At 39.9% G+C, this 20,426-nt stretch carries 19 protein-coding genes and 1 tRNA gene; 7 read left to right on the plus strand and 13 right to left on the minus strand.

Annotated elements, in window-relative coordinates; all coding sequences use genetic code 11:
• Nucleotides 1–131: 131 nt before the first annotated feature.
• On the minus strand, nucleotides 132–590 hold the full coding sequence (locus tag F0361_RS00945) for an Lrp/AsnC family transcriptional regulator (protein ID WP_154916841.1): 459 nt from the start codon (nucleotides 588–590) through the stop codon (nucleotides 132–134).
• Between the two features lie 121 nt (nucleotides 591–711).
• Between F0361_RS00945 and F0361_RS00950 the strand changes: the two genes are divergently transcribed.
• The 3 genes from F0361_RS00950 to F0361_RS00960 all read left to right on the plus strand — a co-directional run bounded on the left by F0361_RS00950 (nucleotide 712) and on the right by F0361_RS00960 (nucleotide 2,782).
• Entirely contained in the window at nucleotides 712–1,101 is a 390-nt protein-coding gene (locus F0361_RS00950; protein WP_154916842.1) for a hypothetical protein, read from the plus strand.
• A 101-nt stretch (nucleotides 1,102–1,202) separates the two neighbouring features.
• The gene (gene purU / locus F0361_RS00955; protein WP_154916843.1) at nucleotides 1,203–2,048 is read left to right on the plus strand and encodes a formyltetrahydrofolate deformylase; all 846 of its coding nucleotides are present in this window, start codon (nucleotides 1,203–1,205) and stop codon (nucleotides 2,046–2,048) included.
• Nucleotides 2,049–2,077: 29 nt separating this feature from the next.
• Nucleotides 2,078–2,782 (plus strand): DUF4197 domain-containing protein, encoded by a 705-nt coding sequence (locus F0361_RS00960; RefSeq protein WP_154916844.1) that lies wholly within the window; start codon nucleotides 2,078–2,080, stop codon nucleotides 2,780–2,782.
• A 471-nt stretch (nucleotides 2,783–3,253) separates the two neighbouring features.
• On the opposite strand, the gene F0361_RS00965 is transcribed toward F0361_RS00960, so the two are convergent.
• Nucleotides 3,254–4,150, minus strand: a complete 897-nt coding sequence (locus F0361_RS00965; protein ID WP_211361131.1) for an alpha/beta hydrolase — start codon at nucleotides 4,148–4,150, stop codon at nucleotides 3,254–3,256.
• Nucleotides 4,151–4,342: 192 nt separating this feature from the next.
• Between F0361_RS00965 and F0361_RS00970 the strand changes: the two genes are divergently transcribed.
• Complete coding sequence (locus F0361_RS00970) at nucleotides 4,343–4,537, plus strand: hypothetical protein (RefSeq protein WP_138257503.1); 195 nt, start codon at nucleotides 4,343–4,345, stop codon at nucleotides 4,535–4,537.
• Here F0361_RS00970 and pyrF read toward each other — a convergent pair.
• The 6 genes from pyrF to F0361_RS01000 form a co-directional block, all read right to left on the minus strand.
• Nucleotides 4,534–5,361, minus strand: coding sequence for an orotidine-5'-phosphate decarboxylase (pyrF, locus tag F0361_RS00975; RefSeq protein ID WP_154916846.1), 828 nt, complete (start codon nucleotides 5,359–5,361; stop codon nucleotides 4,534–4,536). The two genes, F0361_RS00970 and pyrF, sit on opposite strands and share 4 nt — an antisense overlap.
• Before the next feature lie 46 nt (nucleotides 5,362–5,407).
• Entirely contained in the window at nucleotides 5,408–6,484 is a 1,077-nt protein-coding gene (gene prfA / locus F0361_RS00980; protein ID WP_138257501.1) for a peptide chain release factor 1, read from the minus strand.
• A 147-nt stretch (nucleotides 6,485–6,631) separates the two neighbouring features.
• Nucleotides 6,632–7,630: an FAD:protein FMN transferase gene (locus tag F0361_RS00985; protein WP_246160785.1), complete on the minus strand. Its 999-nt coding sequence runs from the start codon at nucleotides 7,628–7,630 to the stop codon at nucleotides 6,632–6,634.
• A gap of 169 nt (nucleotides 7,631–7,799) precedes the next feature.
• Complete coding sequence (locus tag F0361_RS00990) at nucleotides 7,800–8,243, minus strand: QcrA and Rieske domain-containing protein (protein ID WP_138257500.1); 444 nt, start codon at nucleotides 8,241–8,243, stop codon at nucleotides 7,800–7,802.
• A 48-nt stretch (nucleotides 8,244–8,291) separates the two neighbouring features.
• A complete protein-coding gene (locus tag F0361_RS00995; RefSeq protein WP_154916847.1) occupies nucleotides 8,292–9,470 on the minus strand; it encodes an AIR synthase related protein in 1,179 nt (392 codons plus the stop codon).
• 94 nt (nucleotides 9,471–9,564) lie between these two features.
• Complete coding sequence (locus F0361_RS01000; protein WP_154916848.1) at nucleotides 9,565–11,751, minus strand: glutamine synthetase III family protein; 2,187 nt, start codon at nucleotides 11,749–11,751, stop codon at nucleotides 9,565–9,567.
• A gap of 191 nt (nucleotides 11,752–11,942) precedes the next feature.
• Here F0361_RS01000 and F0361_RS01005 point away from each other — a divergent pair, with 191 nt between their 5' ends.
• A complete protein-coding gene (locus F0361_RS01005; protein ID WP_099545290.1) occupies nucleotides 11,943–12,959 on the plus strand; it encodes a glutamine synthetase beta-grasp domain-containing protein in 1,017 nt (338 codons plus the stop codon).
• A 53-nt stretch (nucleotides 12,960–13,012) separates the two neighbouring features.
• On the opposite strand, the gene F0361_RS01010 is transcribed toward F0361_RS01005, so the two are convergent.
• Genes F0361_RS01010 through F0361_RS01025 form a run of 4 tightly spaced genes read right to left on the minus strand, consistent with a single transcriptional unit; the run spans nucleotide 13,013 to nucleotide 18,779 of the window.
• Nucleotides 13,013–14,632: a carboxypeptidase-like regulatory domain-containing protein gene (locus F0361_RS01010; protein ID WP_154916849.1), complete on the minus strand. Its 1,620-nt coding sequence runs from the start codon at nucleotides 14,630–14,632 to the stop codon at nucleotides 13,013–13,015.
• 5 nt (nucleotides 14,633–14,637) lie between these two features.
• Nucleotides 14,638–16,230, minus strand: a complete 1,593-nt coding sequence (locus F0361_RS01015) for a carboxypeptidase-like regulatory domain-containing protein (RefSeq protein ID WP_154916850.1) — start codon at nucleotides 16,228–16,230, stop codon at nucleotides 14,638–14,640.
• 4 nt (nucleotides 16,231–16,234) lie between these two features.
• A complete protein-coding gene (locus tag F0361_RS01020) occupies nucleotides 16,235–17,836 on the minus strand; it encodes a carboxypeptidase-like regulatory domain-containing protein (protein WP_154916851.1) in 1,602 nt (533 codons plus the stop codon).
• Between the two features lie 4 nt (nucleotides 17,837–17,840).
• Nucleotides 17,841–18,779: a calcium/sodium antiporter gene (locus F0361_RS01025; protein WP_154916852.1), complete on the minus strand. Its 939-nt coding sequence runs from the start codon at nucleotides 18,777–18,779 to the stop codon at nucleotides 17,841–17,843.
• A gap of 793 nt (nucleotides 18,780–19,572) precedes the next feature.
• Here F0361_RS01025 and F0361_RS01030 point away from each other — a divergent pair.
• On the plus strand, nucleotides 19,573–19,725 hold the full coding sequence (locus tag F0361_RS01030) for an SsrA-binding protein (RefSeq protein WP_154916853.1): 153 nt from the start codon (nucleotides 19,573–19,575) through the stop codon (nucleotides 19,723–19,725).
• Here F0361_RS01030 and F0361_RS01035 read toward each other — a convergent pair.
• A complete protein-coding gene (locus F0361_RS01035; protein ID WP_154916854.1) occupies nucleotides 19,722–20,234 on the minus strand; it encodes an adenine phosphoribosyltransferase in 513 nt (170 codons plus the stop codon). The genes F0361_RS01030 and F0361_RS01035 overlap by 4 nt on opposite strands.
• 79 nt (nucleotides 20,235–20,313) lie before the next feature.
• Between F0361_RS01035 and F0361_RS01040 the strand changes: the two genes are divergently transcribed.
• A tRNA-Arg gene (locus F0361_RS01040) sits at nucleotides 20,314–20,387 on the plus strand.
• Nucleotides 20,388–20,426: the final 39 nt, after the last annotated feature.

The raw sequence follows: 20,426 nt of genomic DNA on the forward strand, positions 1-20,426 counted from the left end.
CCAAAAAATATCTTAGTGGGTATCAAGACTTGCTATGGCTCATTTCATATTTAAATCTACAACAAAAATCTAGCCAAAAATTAATGTTTAAAATGTGCTTCTAATGTTTTTTAACTTGATATACGATCTACTTATTCCAATTTCCTGACAGGATTCATAGGAGCATTCGATATTACTTGGGAAAGAACAATATTCGTTCGTGTTTCACCATATTGTATCAATTTATCAATAAATTTTTCCAAATGAAACTGGTTCTTTAGTACAACCTCCATGACAATATTTTCATTTCCCGTAATTCTATAACAGTTGACTACTTCGTCAAAGGAGTCCACGATTGCCAAAAAAGGCTTTAGTTTGCCCATAAAGGCCCTTAACGTAATAATAGCTTTCAATTGATGGCCCGTATGGGAATGGGAAACCTTGGCATGATACCCTGTGATAATCCCCAAATCTTCCATTTTTTTGACGCGCTCCCCAACCGCGGGTGCCGTTAAACCTATAGATCTGCCAATATTCGCAAAGGATTCCCTAGCATTTGCCTGTAGCTTTTCCAGAATTTTCCAATTAAGTTTATCAATCTTTATGTCCATAAATTTTTTAACAAATATAATTTCGAATATAAAGTAATATAAAAAATTTGCTTTAAATACAAAAGAGGCGAAAGATATACCTGTAGTAATTTTATAATAGTTTAAGTTTAATGTACTTGAAATGTCCCATAAAAATCTTAAAAACATTCCGGTTTACAGAAAGGCCTTGGAGCTCTGCAGAATGAGCAGGGAAATTGCCTCCTACGTATCCTTCAACAAAGACCTTTTGAGGCTGTATGAAAGCAACAGCCTTAGGGATATTATTGCAAATTCCATTCTCACGGATGCCATTTTAATCCCTCAAAAAATTGCCTTGGTGGAATCTTCACGATCAACCTCTGAACGCTTGCAAAATCTTTCCTTTATTAACATTATGATCAGAAACATCAATTCCTATTGTTTGGGATTGGAAAAGGATGGGGTCAAGGAAACGGAATATATCAACCTTCTTCGCTCCGAACTTAAGAGCTTTCGAAAATATTACAGGAAGTGGAAGGTATCCCATAGATAGGGAAAATCACATAATCGATCTACATACCGTATAAACGAAACTTGCTTTTGGTAGTTTTGCTTTAGGTGAATGGCGTATTTTTGATTTTTAAATCTTTTGTTTTGAAAATCATTATTTTAATCAACTGCCCAGACCAAAAGGGAATCATTAGCTCGGTTACCGGATTTATTCATGCTCACAAGGGGAATATCGTTTATTTGGATCAACATGTGGATAAAACGGCAAATGTCTTTTTCATGCGATTGGAGAGTGATTTTGAGACGGTGGATTTGGCCGTACTCCAAAAAAACTTCGAGAGCCAGTTAGCCCGTAAGTATAAAATGCAATGGAGTCTCCATACCGATAGCAAAAGGCCCAAAATGGCTCTTTTTGTATCCAAGTACAATCACTGTCTCTATGACCTTTTGAGTAGGTTTCATTCCGGGGAACTTCCGGTGGAAATCCCTTTCATCCTTAGCAATCATCCCGATTTAAAGTATGTAGCGGACCAATTTGATATACCCTACTATCATGTGCCCTTAAGCAAAGAAAACCGGGATGCATCAGAAAATAGACAAGTTGAACTGCTCAGAAAATATCAAGTGGACTTTATTGTATTGGCCAGATATATGCAAATTGTTAGCCCGAAATTGATCAATTTGTATCCGGATAAAATTATAAATATACATCACTCCTTTTTGCCGGCTTTTGCCGGTGCCAAGCCGTACCATGCGGCCTTTGAAAGGGGCGTGAAAATAATTGGGGCAACCAGCCATTACGTGACCGAAGAACTCGATGCGGGTCCCATTATAGAGCAGGACGTTACCCCGGTTTCGCATATGCATTCCATATCGGACTTTATTAGCAAAGGACGGGATTTGGAAAAAATTGTGCTATCCAAGGCCGTTAAACTGCATGTGCTCAGAAAAACAATGGTGTACAACAATAAAACCGTAATTTTCTCGTAAACCTTTTTAATCACCATTATATACTCAATATGACTAAGAAAATTGGGATAATTGCCCTCCTATTCATCACGGTTTCCTGCAATGAATTGCAACAAGTGGTAAATCAATTGCCTTCCGGCACCACACTGGGGAACGCTGAAATTGCAAATGGTCTTAAAGCCGCACTTGAAAAAGGAATTTCGGAACAGGTGAGCAAGCTAACCGAGACGGACGGATTTTTTAAAAATGAACTGGTCAAGATTTTATTGCCGGAAGAGCTCCATAAAGTGGACAAAACACTGCGGGATATTGGCCTGGGAAACTTGGCCGATGAAGGACTCAGGGTATTGAACCGGGCGGCCGAAGACGCTGTTTCCGAGGCCACTCCCATTTTCGTAGATGCCGTAAAAGGCATGACATTTAACGATGCCAAAACCATCTTGTTGGGCGATGACAATGCTGCCACAACCTACTTGACGCAGCGGACTAGAACAGCCCTGTATAATAAGTTCAACCCGGTCATCCAATCTTCTTTTCAAAAAGTAGGCGCGGACCAGATTTGGAGCAATCTTATAAACAGGTACAACGCTATTCCCTTGACAAAAGATGTAAATCCCGATTTGACGGATTATGTCACCCAAGAAGCGTTGGATGGGGTTTTTACCATGATTGCTTTGGAAGAGAAGGAAATAAGAACCAATGTGGCTTCAAGAACTACCGATTTACTCCGCAGGGTTTTCGCCATGCAGGATTAATTTTTTTTTACGGCGGAAACAATAAATCAAACTATTCTACGTTAAATTTTTATAAATCAGTTTATTATAGGTGTTTTCACCGCTAAAGATAATTCTTATTTTTTCAAATTTTTGAGTTAGTATTTTTTGAGTTAGTTAGTTAAAAACCGGTGGGAGCACCGGTTTTTTTTATTTAAAATGGTTTAATTTTTTGGATCCAAGCGAACCTGCCTACTTGTGGTACGTTGGCAGGTATCGAAAACATCTGCCTAGATAAAGGCTTTTTTGAGCTTCATAGCAGGGCTAAGAAGCGAGAATAGGACAGTGCCGCTCGAACGGGAAACCCTGTGGGCTTTCTTAAGAGAGTGTCTAGATGATGCGGGGGAAGCGCAATTCTGGAATTTTTTAGCCAATTTGAAAAGTATAAACCACTCCATTTAGTACAATGATCAAGAAATCAAGACCTATAATGATTTTACAGACTTAATACCTTTATAATAAATGCGATTGTTTTTCAACGGTTTCCTTCGTTGTAGGATTTAAGCTAATTCTGCCTCCTACACCTAGCTTCCCGTTTTTAGTGGCCTGCTCCAACCCGGTCAAATACCCAATGACCATCCTATTGAAAAGCATCGCCTGTTCCATATTTACAATATGCCCACAGTCCTGAATGATAAAGAGCAAGGCATCGGATTTGTTGGATGCTATTCTTTTTACCGAAGGAAGGAAAACCTTATCCTCTTCGCCCATAATAAATAACGAGGGTATTTCTGTTTTATCTGAATATAGATAATTCAACACTGGGTTTAGCTTCCGTGTAAATTCTGACCATTTCAAAAACTCTTCTTCCTTCCATGCCGTGGTCTGTTGTTTTATAAATAATCTAGTTTCCCTATGGTTCCTGTTTGGCAAAAGATAATAAGAGAAAATCCCAAATTGGGCAGTTGAAGAAAATACGGACTTGAGCGCACTCCTTACCTTGAATAAAAAACGAAGTCGTCTATTTATCTTGGTAATGGCCCCCGCCAATATCATGGAATCCACACTTTTAGGATATTTCCAAGAAAAATAGTTGACAAATACAGTACCAAGGGAAAGGCCAATGAAATGGGATTTGGCAATATTGTTATCCTCCAATACGCAAAGAATGCCATTGGATATGGCATCTAAATCCAATTCATCCAAGGAATGGGAAAGGCCATTCTTTTCCTTTAATTCGATTATTAATACGTTATAATGAAGTTTAAATTCGGGAAGTTGTTTGTCCCATACCTGGAAGATCCCTCCTGCTCCATCTATGAAGGTTACCCAAGGCAATGAGCTGGCGTTCCTGTATGATTTGTAATGTAACAATTGGTTCGTTTTATCCAGTTTTAGGAAAAGCCCCACAATGTAATTATTCTTTCGTAATTGAAACCTTTCAATCTTACAATTAACGCTAAAACTCTAGGATTTTTTGAATTTTTAACATGGTCAATGTTAAAAAAAAGACAAATTACCCAATTATTAGTTGTTTCACATAGAGAGGTAACATCCAAATGACGATTGTGCGCGTATATTTGAAAGAACAAATTTACTACTATGGAAAAGCAATATTGTAAAGTGGGAACCGTAACCCCGATCGCGGCAAAACCAAACGTTATTACATTGTTGGAATATCAATACCAAAACTTCATTGAGAAAGCCTCTAAAATGAGATATTCCAATACCAAGTTGAGCGAGTTTTTTGAATTGAGGGCCGAAAAAATCCAAAAGTCCCTGGAGAATCTTATTTAAAGTAAGTTTCTGGACTCCAATTCTTTTTGCATTTGAACTTGTAAATCACTTGCCTTATTTGCGGCGGCTTTGGCAAAATCGGTTCCTGTGGAAGCATATATGATTCCCCTTGAGGAGTTGACCAATAGTCCAATGTCTGGAGTAATCCCATGTTCGCAGACCTCCTCAAGACTACCCCCTTGGGCACCGACTCCTGGGACCAACAGAAAGTTATTCGGGATTATTTCACGAATTTCCTTCAAATATTCCGCTTTGGTCGCCCCAACCACATACATCAAATTATGGGCTCCTTTATAGGATTTGGAGGTTTGCAGTACTTCCTTATAAAGCTCGATGCCATCTATTTTTTTTGTCTGAAAATCGAAGGCCCCAACATTGGAGGTCAATGCCAGCAATATAGTGTGCTTATTTTCAAAACTTAAAAATGGCTCCACAGAATCCTTACCCATGTACGGGGCAATCGTAATCGAGTCGAAGTTTAAATCCTCAAAAAATGCCTTTGCATATCTTGCCGAGGTATTTCCAATATCCCCCCGTTTTGCATCGGCTATGGTAAACTGCTCCGGATACCGATCGTTCAAATATTCAATGGTTCGCTGCAAAGACTTCCATCCCTTTATCCCATAAGCTTCATAAAATGCAATATTGGGCTTATAGGCTACACATAAATGGTTCGTAGCATCGATAATGGCCTTATTGAATTCAAAAATTGGGTCTTCTTCCTGTAATAAATGGGTCGGTATTTTTTCCAAGTCCGTATCAAGTCCAATACACAGAAAGGACTTTTTCATACGGATTTGTTGTACCAAATCTTGGGTGGTCATAAAATCAAACTGCTTTTCAATAGATAGGGCCTAAATAACCCGGTAATTAAAATATCTCCGATGCTACTTTAAGTTTCTCGGTATTTTCAACAAGGCTCAATTCATCAATTATCCGCTGTATATCCCCATCTATGATATTGGATAAATCATATAAGGTAAGCCCAATTCTATGATCAGTAACCCTTCCTTGGGGATAATTATAGGTCCTTATCTTCGCGGATCGGTCTCCACTACTCACCTGGGAATTTCTTTTAGCGGCATCCTCTTCTTGTTTTTTGGCCAATTCCAGATCATACAATCTGGAACGCAAAACCCTAAAAGCCTTGTCCTTATTTTTGTGCTGGGATTTTTGATCCTGACACTGTGCCACCAGACCCGTTGGAATATGCGTCAGACGTACCGCGGAATAGGTCGTATTTACGGACTGCCCTCCAGGTCCCGAAGAACAGAAATAATCTATTCGTACGTCCTTAGGGTCTATTTGCACATCAAAATCCTCAGCCTCCGGCAAAACCATTACGGTTGCGGCACTGGTATGTACCCTACCTTGGGTTTCTGTTTGCGGCACCCTTTGCACCCGGTGGACGCCTGCTTCAAACTTTAAGGTTCCGTAGACATCCTCACCGGTTACCTCAAATTGGATTTCCTTATAGCCTCCGCTGGTCCCTTCGCTCAAATCGATGACATTCGTTTTCCAACCCTTATTTTCGCAATATTTTGTATACATTCTAAAGAGGTCACCGGCAAAAATACTGGCTTCGTCCCCACCTGTTCCCGCCCTAATTTCCATCACAACATCTTTGGCATCCTCAGGATCTTTGGGTATCAACATGAGCTTAATTTCGTCCTCAAGTGCAGGAAGACTGCTTTTGGCCTCTTCCAATTGCATCTTTGCCATTTCCAGCATTTCTTCATCGGAACCATCGGCGATGATTTCCTCCGCTTCGGAAATATTATTGGTAAATTCCATATACAGATCTCTTTTGGCCATTAGCTGCTTAAGATCTTTGTATTCTTTTGTAAGTTTTACGTACCGGTCTTGATCTGCAATTATATCGGGCTGAATAATCAGGTCCGAAACCTCGTCAAAACGCTGTTTTACAATATTTAATTTGTCTATCATTATCAACTACACTTGTACTGCGAAATTACAATAATTTTATGTACCGCATTGAGGAATTACACATCGGCCCAAGTATTATAATCTGACCATTGCATAGTTTTAAATAAGAAAAAAGTGTCTGAAAATGCGTTTTTCGAAAACTGTAATTCACGGAATTTGATTGAGAATCAATCCAGTACTTTTATGCATTTTGTTTTCTGAGTCTACAATGATTACCTCTGTATCCCCTAATTGGTTTACTAAGGCAAGTCCAGCATTGGTGCCCATTACCATAATGGCTGTGGCCAGGGCATCGCAAAGTTCAGCATTTTTGGAAAAAATTGAAACACTTTGTATTTGGTCACTAATAGGGTAACCGGTTCTTGGATCTAGGATATCCTTATATTTTTCATTATTTATTAGTACGTATCTCTCCTTGTTTCCGGAGGTAGCCACGGAAGATTCCACAATGGGCAGCCACGAAAATACCTTGGTCCTATTATTGGGATTTGCAACCCCTAACATCCATTTTTCCCCACTGGCCTTAGTGCCCCATGTTGTAAGATCCCCAGAGGCATTTATCATCCCTGCGATAACCTTTTTTGATACTAGCAAGTCCTTTGCCCTGTCAACGGCATATCCCTTTCCAATGGCCCCAAACGAAATCTTCATGCCTGGCTTTGTAAGGAACACTGTTAAATTATTTTCATCAAGACTAATGTCCCTATAATTGACCCTTGAAAGCCCTTTACTTATTTCTATATGCGTTGGCTTAGCCGACATTGGCCCTTGAAAATCCCAAAGATTGTCCAAAGCGGCAAAGGAAATGTCAAAAGCACCATCTGTTATATCGGAGATTTGTTTGCAACGTTCTATCAGCTTAAAGAGCTCTAAGCTCACTTTTACTGGTTTGATACCTGCATTTTTATTGATTGCATGTGTTTCCGAGTTCTCGTCCCACGAAGAGATGAGCTTCTCTATACGTGCTATTTCACCAATTGCCTCCTGTATATTAATATAACCTAAATCCTCATTCGTGGAAACTACCGTAATCTCGAAAGGGCCTCCCATTAAAGTCACGGTCTGTTTCACCGTAATTAATTTCTTTTCCTGGCCATACAAGGAGCAAAAAACGAAAAAGGATAGAATGATTACTTGGAACCTCATTTTTTCGCGTGTTTAGTTCGACTAAATTGCGCGGTGATTTTCCAAAAATTCGGACAAATTTTTGTTACTCGGCTTTCGTTTGAAAAACGATTGTAGGGGAAGTTTACTACTATTGGCAGTATTGGGGGAGCTGAATTCAATGGCTGTAAGAATTGGGACAAACAGTGTATTACTCGAATACCCTTAAAATAGTACCATCAAGTGATGTTTGATAAACCTTTAGGGGTCTTGTGGCCCTACCGTTTCCTGCATTTAAATTACTGCCATCTTGGGCAAATTGCGATCCATGAACGTCACAATAAAATATTCCGCCGTTTTGGTTGATAAACCGTACCTCATCATACCCTTCATGGCTACACACCTGACTTGCAGCGACCAGTTCGCCCTGTAAATTTCTGGCAATGACCACCAAATTCTTGAGGATAAACCCTCCATTGGTAGCTAGATTGGCAGCTTCGGGAGCGTCTAAATCGATGGTAAAATCCACGTTGGTAGGCTCTTCAACGATATTTCCGTTTTCGCCGTTATCCTTGGAACAGCTCCCCAAGCAGGGAAACGTTATGGCGAATGCCGCTCCGGCACCCAAACTTTTTAAAAACTCCTTTCTTTGCATAGCCTGATATTTATAATACAAACGATCGTATCGGGCTATTCGTATGCCTTAATACTCGAAGATTCCAAATTGACTTTTTATGGTCAATTTCTTGGTCTGAGATGCGGCTACCCTTCCGACGATTTGGGCATCCACATTAAAACTTTGGGCAATGGAAATCAGGTCCTTCGCCGTTGTTTCATCGGTATATATTTCCAAACGGTGCCCACAATTGAACACCTGATACATTTCCTTCCAATCCGTGCCGGACTGCTCCTGAATCAATTTGAACAAAGGCGGAATATCAAAAAGATTGTCCTTGATAATGTGTAGATTATCTATAAAATGAAGGATTTTTGTTTGGGCACCGCCACTGCAATGGACCATTCCGTGAATCTCCTTTTTACCATACCTGGACAAAATTTTCTTCACGATGGGCGCATAGGTTCTTGTAGGTGACAAAACCAATTTCCCTGCATCCAATGGGGACCCTTCAATACTGTCAGTGAGCTTTGCCTTTCCTGAGTACACCAAAGATTCGGGAACTTCATTATCATAACTTTCCGGATATTTTTCTGAAAGGTATTTGGCAAAAACATCGTGCCTTGCCGAAGTCAGTCCATTGCTGCCCATACCCCCATTGTATTCCTTTTCATACGTAGCCTGACCAAAGGATGCCAAACCAACGATTACATCGCCTTCCTGAATATTGGCATTGTCAATGACATGGTCCCTTTTTAATCTAGCAGTTACGGTGGAATCAACGATGATGGTCCGCACCAGATCACCAACATCCGCAGTTTCACCGCCGGTTGATTTGATGGTGATACCAAAAGCTTCCAATTCGCGAATCAGTTCTTCGGAGCCGTTAATGATGGCCGATATGACCTCACCGGGAATCTTATTCTTGTTCCTTCCAATTGTGGAAGAAAGCATGATATTGTCCGTAGCACCAACACATATCAAATCATCAATGTTCATGATGAGCGCATCCTGTGCAATACCCTTCCAGACGGAAACATCCCCGGTCTCTTTCCAATACATATAGGCCAAGGAAGACTTTGTTCCCGCACCGTCCGCATGCATTACCAAACAGTAGTCTTCATCGCCGGTCAGATAGTCGGGTACAATTTTGCAAAAGGCCTTTGGAAACAGGCCCTTATCGATGTTTTTAATGGCATTATGAACGTCTTCCTTGGAAGCGGAAACCCCGCGCTGGTTGTATCTTTCACTGTGGGATGAGGACATCTTGATTTTATTTGTGGCAAAAATAGGGGAATTGAATTTAAAATCAACCTCCATAAAATTTCATATCCGCCTTTTTGTACCCGTAGCTTCAGGATTATTTAATAAACAATAGCTCGCTATACTTGGTCAGTGGCCATAGTTGGTCCTCGATCAACTTTTCCAATTGATCGGCATGGCTTCGGATGCTATCAAAATAGGGTTTTACATCATTGCAGTACGCCTCCGCCATTTTCGCGGTATCCTTTATTTTATCGGCCTTATTCTGAGTATCGGTCAAAGTGTCCGTTGCCTTTTTCAAAGCGGAAATGTGTTGCCCTATTTCTTCGATCATGGAAAGCTGGGCTTCCGTAAATGCCTTGTGGGCAGCGCCATAGATTTCCTTTAATCCGGATACATTGGTAATCAATTTATTCTGATAGGCGATGGCCGATGGTATCACCGAATTGTATACCATATCCCTGTACACATGTCCCTCGATCTGAAGGTGCATCACATAGGTCTCCAGTTCCACCTCCATTCTTGCCCCTAGTTCCACTTCGCTCATGACCTTCATCGACTTGAACAAATCAACCGTACTCTTGGAGGCAAGTACATGGAGGGCATCCGGCGTATTTTTATTGTTGCTTAATTTTCGCTTTTTTGCCTCGTTCTCCCAATCCTTGCTGTATCCATCACCATCAAAGCGGATTCTTTTACATGTCTTGATATACTCGCGCAATACATTGAAGATGGCCTCGTCCTTTTTAAGCCCCTTCTTGTCCAAAAGGATATCCACCTCCTTTTTAAAATCCTTGAGCTGTTTGGCCACTATAGTGTTCAAAACCGTCATTGGCTTGGCGCAGTTCGTTTTGGAACCCACACCCCTCATTTCAAACTTGTTCCCGGTAAACGCGAAGGGCGAGGTACGGTTACGGTCCGTATTGTCCAAAAGAATTTCCGGAATCTTGCCAACAACGTTCAGTTTAAGTTCCGTTTTCTCTTCTGGGGATAGCTTTCCTTGGGAAACGCCTTCCAGTTCGTCCAGAACGTTGCTTAATTGTTTTCCAATAAAAATTGAAAAAATAGCTGGCGGAGCCTCATTGGCACCCAAACGATGGTCGTTGCTCGCCGATGCAATGGAAGACCTCAATACTTCCTCATAGGTATCCACCGCCTTTATCGTATTCACAAAAAAGGTTAGGAACTGTAGGTTCTTCATGGGCGTAGAACCCGGACTCAATAAATTCACCCCCGTATCCGTAGCCAAGGACCAGTTGTTGTGCTTTCCGGAGCCATTTACACCTGCAAAAGGCTTTTCATGGAACAATACTTTCAAATGATGTCTGTCCGCAATTTTATCCATAACATCCATCAACAATAGGTTATGGTCCACGGCCAAATTGGCCTCCTCAAAAACAGGGGCCAATTCAAACTGGTTTGGGGCAACTTCGTTGTGCCTGGTCTTCACCGGAATCCCCAATTTGGTGCACTCTTTTTCCAGATCGCTCATAAAACCCAATACCCTGCGTGGAATCACCCCAAAATAGTGATCGTCCAACTGTTGGCCCTTGGCCGCCGATACTCCCATTAGGGTTCGGCCGGTAATGATTATGTCGGGCCTAGAATGTGCCAATGCCTTATCGATTAAAAAGTACTCCTGCTCCCATCCTAAGGTAGCGTTCACTTTTGTGACGTTTTTATCAAAATACTTTGCCACGTTGGTCGCCGCTTCATCTACAGTACTCAATGCCCTTAACAAAGGTGCCTTATTATCCAAGGCCTCACCGGTGTACGATACAAAAATGGTGGGTATACACAGCGTTGTTCCATATATGAACGCGGGAGATGTAGGGTCCCATGCGGTATATCCCCTAGCTTCAAAAGTATTGCGGATACCACCACTTGGAAAGCTGGAAGCATCGGGCTCCTGTTGCACCAATTGTCCGCCACCGAACTTCTCCAAGGCCCTACCATCCAACGTTAGATCGAAAAATGCATCGTGTTTTTCAGCTGTTGCACCGGTCAAAGGCTGAAACCAATGGGTATAATGGGTAGCTCCCATGGTTATTGCCCAACCTTTAATGGCCTCTGCAACCTGGTCAGCAATCTTACGGTTAATTTTGGAACCCGTAACAATGGCATCCTTCAAGCTCTCATAGGCATCCTTGGTCAAATATTGAAGCATTTTGGCCTCATTGAAAACATTCAAACCAAAAATATCGGAACGTCTTCCTTTTTCCTCTACGGTAATGGCCTCTCTTTTTAGGCTCTGGACAATGGCTTCAAATCTGGGTATGGACATGTTATAGTAAATTATTAATTCGACAAATTTAAGTGCAAAAAATATTTATTTGACAAAATACCCGATAAAAATTAGGGGTATCATATTATTTATTGAAATCTTGGAGATTTAACCCCCAAAAAATACCTAGATACCTGAAAAAAACATATTTTTGGTCGTCTTTTTAAATTGTAATATAACTACCAATAATTATGAGCAAGATTAAATTAGAATACATTTGGTTGGATGGATACTACCCAACTCAAAACATGAGAAGCAAGACCAAGGTGGTCAACAAATTTGGCGGAAAATTGGAAGACTGTCCAATGTGGTCCTTTGATGGTAGTTCCACGAGACAGGCAGAAGGAGGATCTTCGGATTGTTTGTTAAAACCCGTAGCCTTGTTTCCGGACCCGGCAAGAAAAGATGGTTGGTTGGTAATGACGGAAGTTCTAAATGCTGACGGTACCCCTCATGAGTCAAACGGTAGGGCCACTATAGATGATGATGATAACGACTTCTGGTTTGGTTTTGAGCAGGAATATTTTATTATGGACACCCACACACAACTGCCATTGGGCTTTCCAATAGGTGGTTATCCCGCACCCCAAGGTCTATACTATTGCTCCGTAGGTGGAAAGAACACACATGGAAGGGATATTGTTGAGGAGCATGCCGATCTTTGTATCGCGGCCGGTATCAACTTTGAAGGTATCAACCAAGAGGTTGCGTGTGGACAATGGGAATTCCAATTGTTTGCCAAGGGAGCCAAAAAAGCAGGTGACGAGCTTTGGGTTGCCCGATATTTATTAGACCGTCTTACCGAATCCTACGGATATTACATTGAATACCACCCAAAACCATTGGGCAAGGACATGGACTGGAACGGTTCTGGTATGCACGCCAACTTCTCCAATACTACATTGAGAACTGCCGGTTCAAAAGAAGTGTACGAGAAAATATGTGAGGCCTTTAGACCTGTGGTTAAGGAGCATATTGAGGTGTATGGCGAGTTCAACGACCAGCGTTTGACCGGTAAGCATGAAACTGCTTCCATCAACGATTTCAGTTATGGAATCTCTGACCGTGGGGCTTCGATCCGTATTCCTATTGCAACCGTGGAAAGTGGTTGGAAAGGATGGTTGGAAGACAGACGTCCGGCTTCAAACGGTGACCCATACAAAATTGCAGGAAGAATCGTTAAGACCGTGAAGTCTGCGAAAGTTTAAAAAAGTAAAAATTAATTGTTGATAAGAAAGGCCTCGAATTTTTCGAGGCTTTTTTAGTTTTGGATGGTGGGAAGCGGCGTGTTCATCCAGTAGTTCCCCTCCAAGTAATCTCTTAAGACGGGTTGTTTTGGACTATCCAAAGGCAAATTTTTTGCCATTTCTTCATTTTCAGAAATCAACTGATGGCCCAGAGTGGCTTCCTGCACAAAGAACTCCCTATACTGGTGAATGTATTCCCATTTTCGCTCGTCGAGTTTATTGCCCAAGCTGTCCTTAATATCCCTATAACTATATTTTACATCAGCGACCTGCAAATTATCCCTTTCCAAAAACAATCCTTTAAACAACTGTTCTGCCCGCTCGTAACCAACATGGGGACAAACAATAAAAGTGCGCTCGTCTTCCTGAAACCAGAATTCCTTAATCGGTACAGCATCATTCCTATAACTAACTTTAAAATCCCGTGTTCTTATTTTATCCAACTCTGCCGGTACTTTATTTACTTGAATCTTAAAGGACTTATCTTCTAAATTTATAACGAATTTGGATTTGAATTCCGCCGGCCTTTGCACCAAAACTTTATTATAGAAAGAAATATAGCTCAGGAACATTTTATTGGCCTGGCCACGGGCATATTCTGATTGGATATGATACAAAAGTTCCCCGTTCATCTTGTTGAAACCATCTGAGAAACGCTCATCGGCGTTCACGGCGCTACTCCTATCCCCAGGTTTTTTTCGTTTGTATAGATAGTAGTTGAGCTTGTGTATGGCATAATCATCTTTATTTATATGGATGGTGCCCTCTGCCCTATAATCATTATTCCTAAAACCAAATATTATCTCATAAATCTGTTGTGATTTATAATTGGTAGTTCGCTGCAGCCTGAAATTGTGGCTTTCCACAAAGTCTGTCCGTAAATCATTTATGAAGGAGAATGACTCTAAACCGTAATTCCTTATGGCGTCATGAATGCTCAAGGTTATGAATTCATTGCCACCATCGTTGACCATTTTGGCACTTGGTACAATTTTATTTTGTCTTTCATAATCGTAAGGCTGTTTGGCAAAGGAATCTACTACAAAATCTGTATTTAGGCCAAAAGACAACAACTGATAACTATTGCCAAAGTTATCGTGAACGTCAAAACCCTTGTCATTGACCTTAATGAGTGCTTCGCTAAGATTTATATAGTTTTTGTCCTTAACCTGATAATCGCGGTAATACCCCACAAGACCAAAAGCATTTTGTGGATAGTTCTGGGGAATACTATTTATCGCAATTTTTACAATCTGTTTTGCACTCAACTTTTTTATCTCCGCTGACACCACCGCTTCCTGAAGCTCAAAGGCACTGGGCTTGAGTGGAACAATGTTTACCTCATTTTCCATTAAAGTACTTAGCTCAACAAGGAGGGTTTGGTAACCAAGACAGGATATCTCAAGAACCTCACCAATCTCCTTAAATTCAAGGGGTACTTTAAAAGTACCATCAACATTGCTAGTGACACCCACGGCTTTATCCCTGATTCTAATCGTAGCAAAAGGGATGGCCTCATTTTTTTCAGTATCTACCAACTGTCCTATAATATAACCCACATCTTGGCCAACGGCATTGGTGATTCCATAAAGCAGAGAAAAGACCAATAAAACCAATTTGTATGTTCGTATCATAGCAATTAATTTATAGATTTCTTTAGCGGCGTATTCATCCAATAGTAATCACCATTTGCTGGTTCATCCATGGGCTGTTCCCCAAACAAAGGCATGGCTTTGTCCATAAATAAACCATCAAAAGGGGCCCTGTTATCCGGTTTTACCTCTTGGACAAAAAACTCACGGTATTGCTCATATTCTGGAGCCGTCCATTTATTCACGAGATTACCCAAGGTATCTCTCACATTGGAGACCTTTATGCTCACAAGTTCATTCAGGTCCTTTTCCTTTTTTACTGCATCTAAAATTTCACCGAATATCTCATATTTTTTCTCATCAATAAGTGCAGGAATCAAATAGATTTTATTCTTAAGTCTTTTGATAGTTCTGATTTTTACTCTTCTGTTTTTAAATTCAACATCGTAATTTTTCAGATCCATAGCTAATTCCTCTAGGGGCCGAGTATTATATTCTACCGTAAAGCATTGCTCATCAAAATCAACAGCATAATCGTCCACCCGAAACACGGGCGGCACATTCAAAATAAAGGTATTATGGAAAGAAATATAGTTTAAGTACATATTGCCATCTTGACTATTATACTCCGTAGTAATATCAAATATGGGTTTTTGGAAATGGCCATGCTTGTTGCGCTTTTTATCATCACCCTTCTTTTTTTCATCGTACATGGTGTATTCCAATCTATGGATGGCAAAATCGAATTTTGAAATATAGATTGTACCGTTTGCCCTGTAATTGGGGAAAAAAATCCAGAATTTTATGGTGTACAGTTCGTTACCGTCCTTGGTAGTATCGGCCCCTCTTAGAAAGTAATGGTTTTTCGTGAAATCGGTTTTCATCGTTCCTATGAAATCATAGGACCCCACGTTGAAATTACGAATTGCGTCATGAATCCTAAGGATTCTAAATTCGTTTCCTCCATGGGCATCCAAGCGAGCCTTTTCTATTACCTTGCTCAAAGACTTGTAATTATATGATTGTCTTGCCGATGAATCTTGGGGAAAGTCGGTATTTGTGGACCATTGGTATATCAAGGATTCTGTATTTGAATCATCTAATTGATCGAAACCTTGGTCGAAGACCTCGAAAATGCCTTCATTTAAATTTAGATAGGTACTATCTTTATACTGGTAGTCACGGTAATATCCTACTAATGAAAAGGAAGTAGCAGGATAATTGTTGGGTATGGCATCAATGGCCTTTTGAACGATTTGTTTGGCATTTAGGTTTCTGAAACGCTTTCCCTTTGCTTTGACTACAGCTTCTGAAAGTTCCAATACCCCAGCTTCCAAATAAATAATGTTGATGTCACTGGGTGACAATTGCTGCAATCCATACTCTTTTTTAGTATAGCCCATGGAGGTAATCGCAATGGACTCCCCGGCCTCCCTAAATTCCAAGGGCAAACGGAAACCCCCATCCATGTTCGTAATGACCCCTTTGGCCTTTCCCAAAATACGAACGGTAGCGAACACAACAGGTTCACCTGTATTTTTATCCAGTACCTTGCCGCGTAGAAATTCTTGGTCTTGAGCAACTAATAAAACAGTGTTCAACAGCCATAAAATGAATATTAAATGGACCTTGGACATCATATTACTATATTTTTGAGCTTTCGTTGTTTTTTATATTTGGAAGCGGAGTGTTCATCCAGTAATCTTTAAAATTTTCTGGTTTGAAAATATACGGTTGTTGGAAAATTGGTAATGCTTTGTTCATAAAAAGTGTATCATTCAATATGCTTCCATTAGGCCGTATTTCTTGCACAAAAAATTCCCTGAACTGGCGGTATGTGTTATATGTCATCTCATTAACTTTATTCCCATTTTCATTTTCAACATTGGACGCCTCGGCATAAAAGATATCCTGAAAATCGATTCTTTTATTTTGTTTGGATTCCATTTCGTTCACCAAATCAGTAAAGGCCTTGCTGGACATATCGGGGTATACCTCCACCTCATATTCAAAAACCATTACCTTTTTTATTTTTAGCCTTTCCCCCCTTAAACGTATCTCATAGTTTTGTTTTTTTAGGGCAGATTCATATTCTACCCTGTCATTGAACTTAAATACAAAACAACTTTTTGGACCGTTCAAGAGCACATCTTCCACACTAAATTCCGGAGGTTTACTTACTTCGAAAGTATTATAGAACGAAATATAATTTGGATACATCTTTCCATACTTGGGCGCATATTCTGTTATTACCTCAAATATGGCTTCGTAATCATTACCATGCTTGTTAAGACCCCCGTCCCTTAACTTTCGAAACCGATCGTACACTGCGTACTCCATTTTTCGAATTGAAAAATCCCTTTTGGATATGTACACATTCCCAAAGGCAAGGTATTTCAACATGGACTGTCTAAGACCAATAGTGTAATATACCTCATCATCCATTGAAGTATCAGGTTCCTTGTTAAGGAAATGATTATCTATCACATCCTTTTCAAAAACATTAATAAAATCGTAAGAGTTGACTTGAAAGTTTCTTATGGCGTCATGAATCCTTAGTATGGTAAACTCGTTTCCTCCGTAATTATATAGATATGCCTTATCAATGAACTTTTTATAGAACTTATAATCATATTTGAACTCACCTTCAAAATCTTGCTTAAAATCCTGATTCTTTTGAAAATTGTAAATTCGTATTTTGGAATTAGAGTAGTCATTGGAACCAAAACCTTCATCAACAACTTCCAAAAATGCCTCGTTCATATTTACATACTCGTTTTTTCTCAATTGATAGTCTCTATAGTAACCTATTGCAGCAAACTCACGGGTTGGATAGTTCATAGGAATTGCCTTAATAGCCCGACGTAGAATCTGAGCCGCCGATAATCTTCTTCGCTTTTTAGCGGTTACAAGTGCTTCAGAAAGACCTAAAACTCCGGGTTTCAAATAGATAATGTTAACATCTTTTGGCGATAGATTTTGCAGGGCATATTCCTTTTTGGTGTAGCCCATAGAGGATATACTAATAGACTCCCCGGCCTCCCTAAATTCTATAGGCAGCCTAAAACTCCCATCCATGTTGGTAATGACCCCTTTGGCCTTTCCCAAAATACGAACGGTGGCAAAAACAATAGGTTCCTTGGTTTCACCATCCAAAATCTTACCCCTGACATAACCCGCTTCTTGGGCCCAACATACCGAGGCCATAAGAAGAAAGAAAAGGATGGGCCATCGGTTGCAATGCATTTTATCAAGTTATGGTTATGTATACAAAAGATACGTATAATCCCACAAGAATTATACCATCTCGCCACCCCAATCGCAGTCCTTTTGGAAAAAATACCAACGGAAGTATCAAAAATGAGATGCCCAACATCCAGAAAATATCGTTGCTCAAAAGACCCGTATCCACGACATTAATAGGCGAAACTATCGCTGTGATGCCCAAAACCGCCAATAAATTGAAAATATTGGAACCTATCAAATTACCCACGGAAATGGCCTTTTCCTTTTTCAATACCGCGATGACGGAGGCCGCCAACTCCGGAATACTCGTCCCTACCGAAACAACCGTAATACCAATGACCCTGTCACTTACCCCAAAAGAAGATGCTAGTCCAACGGCACCCTTTATGAGCAACTCGGACCCTCCCCAAAGTGCAACACCGCCCAGACCCAGAAACAGCACGGTTTTATATAGAGGTAGTAATATATCATCTTCGGGCATTTCGTCTACCACGGCCGTTTTCTGGAATCGAAGGAGGTATACCAGAAAAAAGAATAGAAAAGAGACCATAATTATTCCTTCTACCCGGCTCAAGTTGCCATCAAAATAGATAAAGCCGAAAAACAGTACCGAAGCAAGCATCATTACAGGCCAGTCCGTCGTATAAAAACTTTTTCGCACATCTATACTTCCCAAAATAACTGTCACCGCCAACACCAAACCGAGATTGGCGATATTTGACCCCACTACGTTTCCCAGGGCCAAGTCCGGAAAGCCATCCAAGGCCGCCTTTATACTTACGATAAGCTCCGGTGCGGAAGTAGCAAAGGAGACCACCGTCATACCTATGACAATTTTGGGTATGCTCAACCGCAACGAAATGGCCACGGCCGACTTCAACAACCAACTACCTCCGGCTATTAACAATACAAGTCCTATTAAAACAAAAAGTACATTTTGCATATAAAACGTTTACCCACAAATATAAATGAAGCCACAAGATTTCAAGAAAATAGTTTTTAATACCCGATTGGAGATAAAATGGAGCTGATAGAATTCCCATTAGGTGAAAATACCATGAATGGTAGTTAGTGAATGAAAATCACTTCGGACAGCGGGCATTTGAAATAAGTAAGACAAATCGAACTATTAATGATTCCCATGCACTTTAACGAACCTTCCCAAAAAAGAAAAGTTTCTTCTCAATTAAGCCATTCTTCATTTGTAAAAAAAATGAAATCGGAGAAAACCGAAGAAATTTTTATGAAATGCCCCTACAACTTTTGGAAACCTCCCATTTTACCCCTATAAAATTTATAAAATGTAAGATAAAAGACCCTTAGTTATTACATTTTATCACATCAATGTAGGATTGATTCCAAATATTACAACATATCACATTATTTCACTTACATACTTGTATTCAAATATATCGATTTAACTAAAATTACTTGGATGGAAGCGAAACTCCATTATATATTATTCGAATAATCGATTATAATCAACAATGGTATAACCTAAAACTTTTAAAAATGATTAATTTATTTAAGCTCATACTATTCATCATAATAAGTATTTTCATCCACAATCTTTGAGAAAATCTGTAGAAACCAATTAAAATGCCGGGCCCGGTTACAATTTTACATAAATGGAGTATAACATAGATTTTGAGAAAGGATAGTAATTACTAACACAATATAAATGAAGGTCAAATTAGAATGTAACCAATTTTTGTATTTTTGATAAAACCATTGTTTTGAAAAAAAGTTTTTTTAAATTTTTGGCAAAGATGAATAAGGCTATATTGCCCTCATATTCAGAAAAACAATTGGATTTATCCAAAGCCAGTAAATTCCAACTGGCCGTTATTGGTTGGAGATACTATGTTACTACCCGCGCTTTGGATTAGTAGGTTATCAAGGATTTTACCTTAAAAGGTTTGATTTTTTCCCTTCCGTTTAGAAAAGAGAGTTCAATCAAAAAATTACATTGTACGATGATACCTCCCAATTTTTCGACCAATTTGGTAGTTGCCAAAGCGGTTCCACCTGTCGCCAAAACGTCATCATGAATTAAAACCCTATCCCCTTTGGTTATACCGTCCACATGAATCTCCAAGGTATCTGTACCATACTCCAAATTATATGATTCGCTCAAGGTTTTATAAGGTAATTTCCCCGGTTTCCTAATAGGTACAAATCCGGATTCCAATCGCTCCGCTAGCATAGGTCCAAAAATAAACCCCCTACTTTCCATACCAACAACTTTGTCTATATCCTCCTTTTTCAAGTCCTTAATAAGACTATCAGCAGCACTACTTAAAGCCCAATGACTCTGTAATAAGGGAGTTATATCTTTAAAGATGATTCCTGGTTTTGGGAAATCAGGCACATCTCTTATATAACTTTTGAAATCCATATATTATAAAGGGTCTTAATTTTGTGGTAAATGTAAAAAGAAATATATTTGCACCCCGCTTTAGGGAAAAGTGAAATATGGCCTCGTGGCGCAACTGAATAGCGCATCTGATTACGGCTCAGAAGGTTACAGGTTTGAATCCTGTCGAGGTCACTTTTTTTTAGGTACAAATAGTTAAAGGCGTGTGCACCA

The organism is Maribacter flavus (assembly GCF_008386635.1).
In the GTDB taxonomy this organism is placed as follows: domain Bacteria; phylum Bacteroidota; class Bacteroidia; order Flavobacteriales; family Flavobacteriaceae; genus Maribacter; species Maribacter flavus.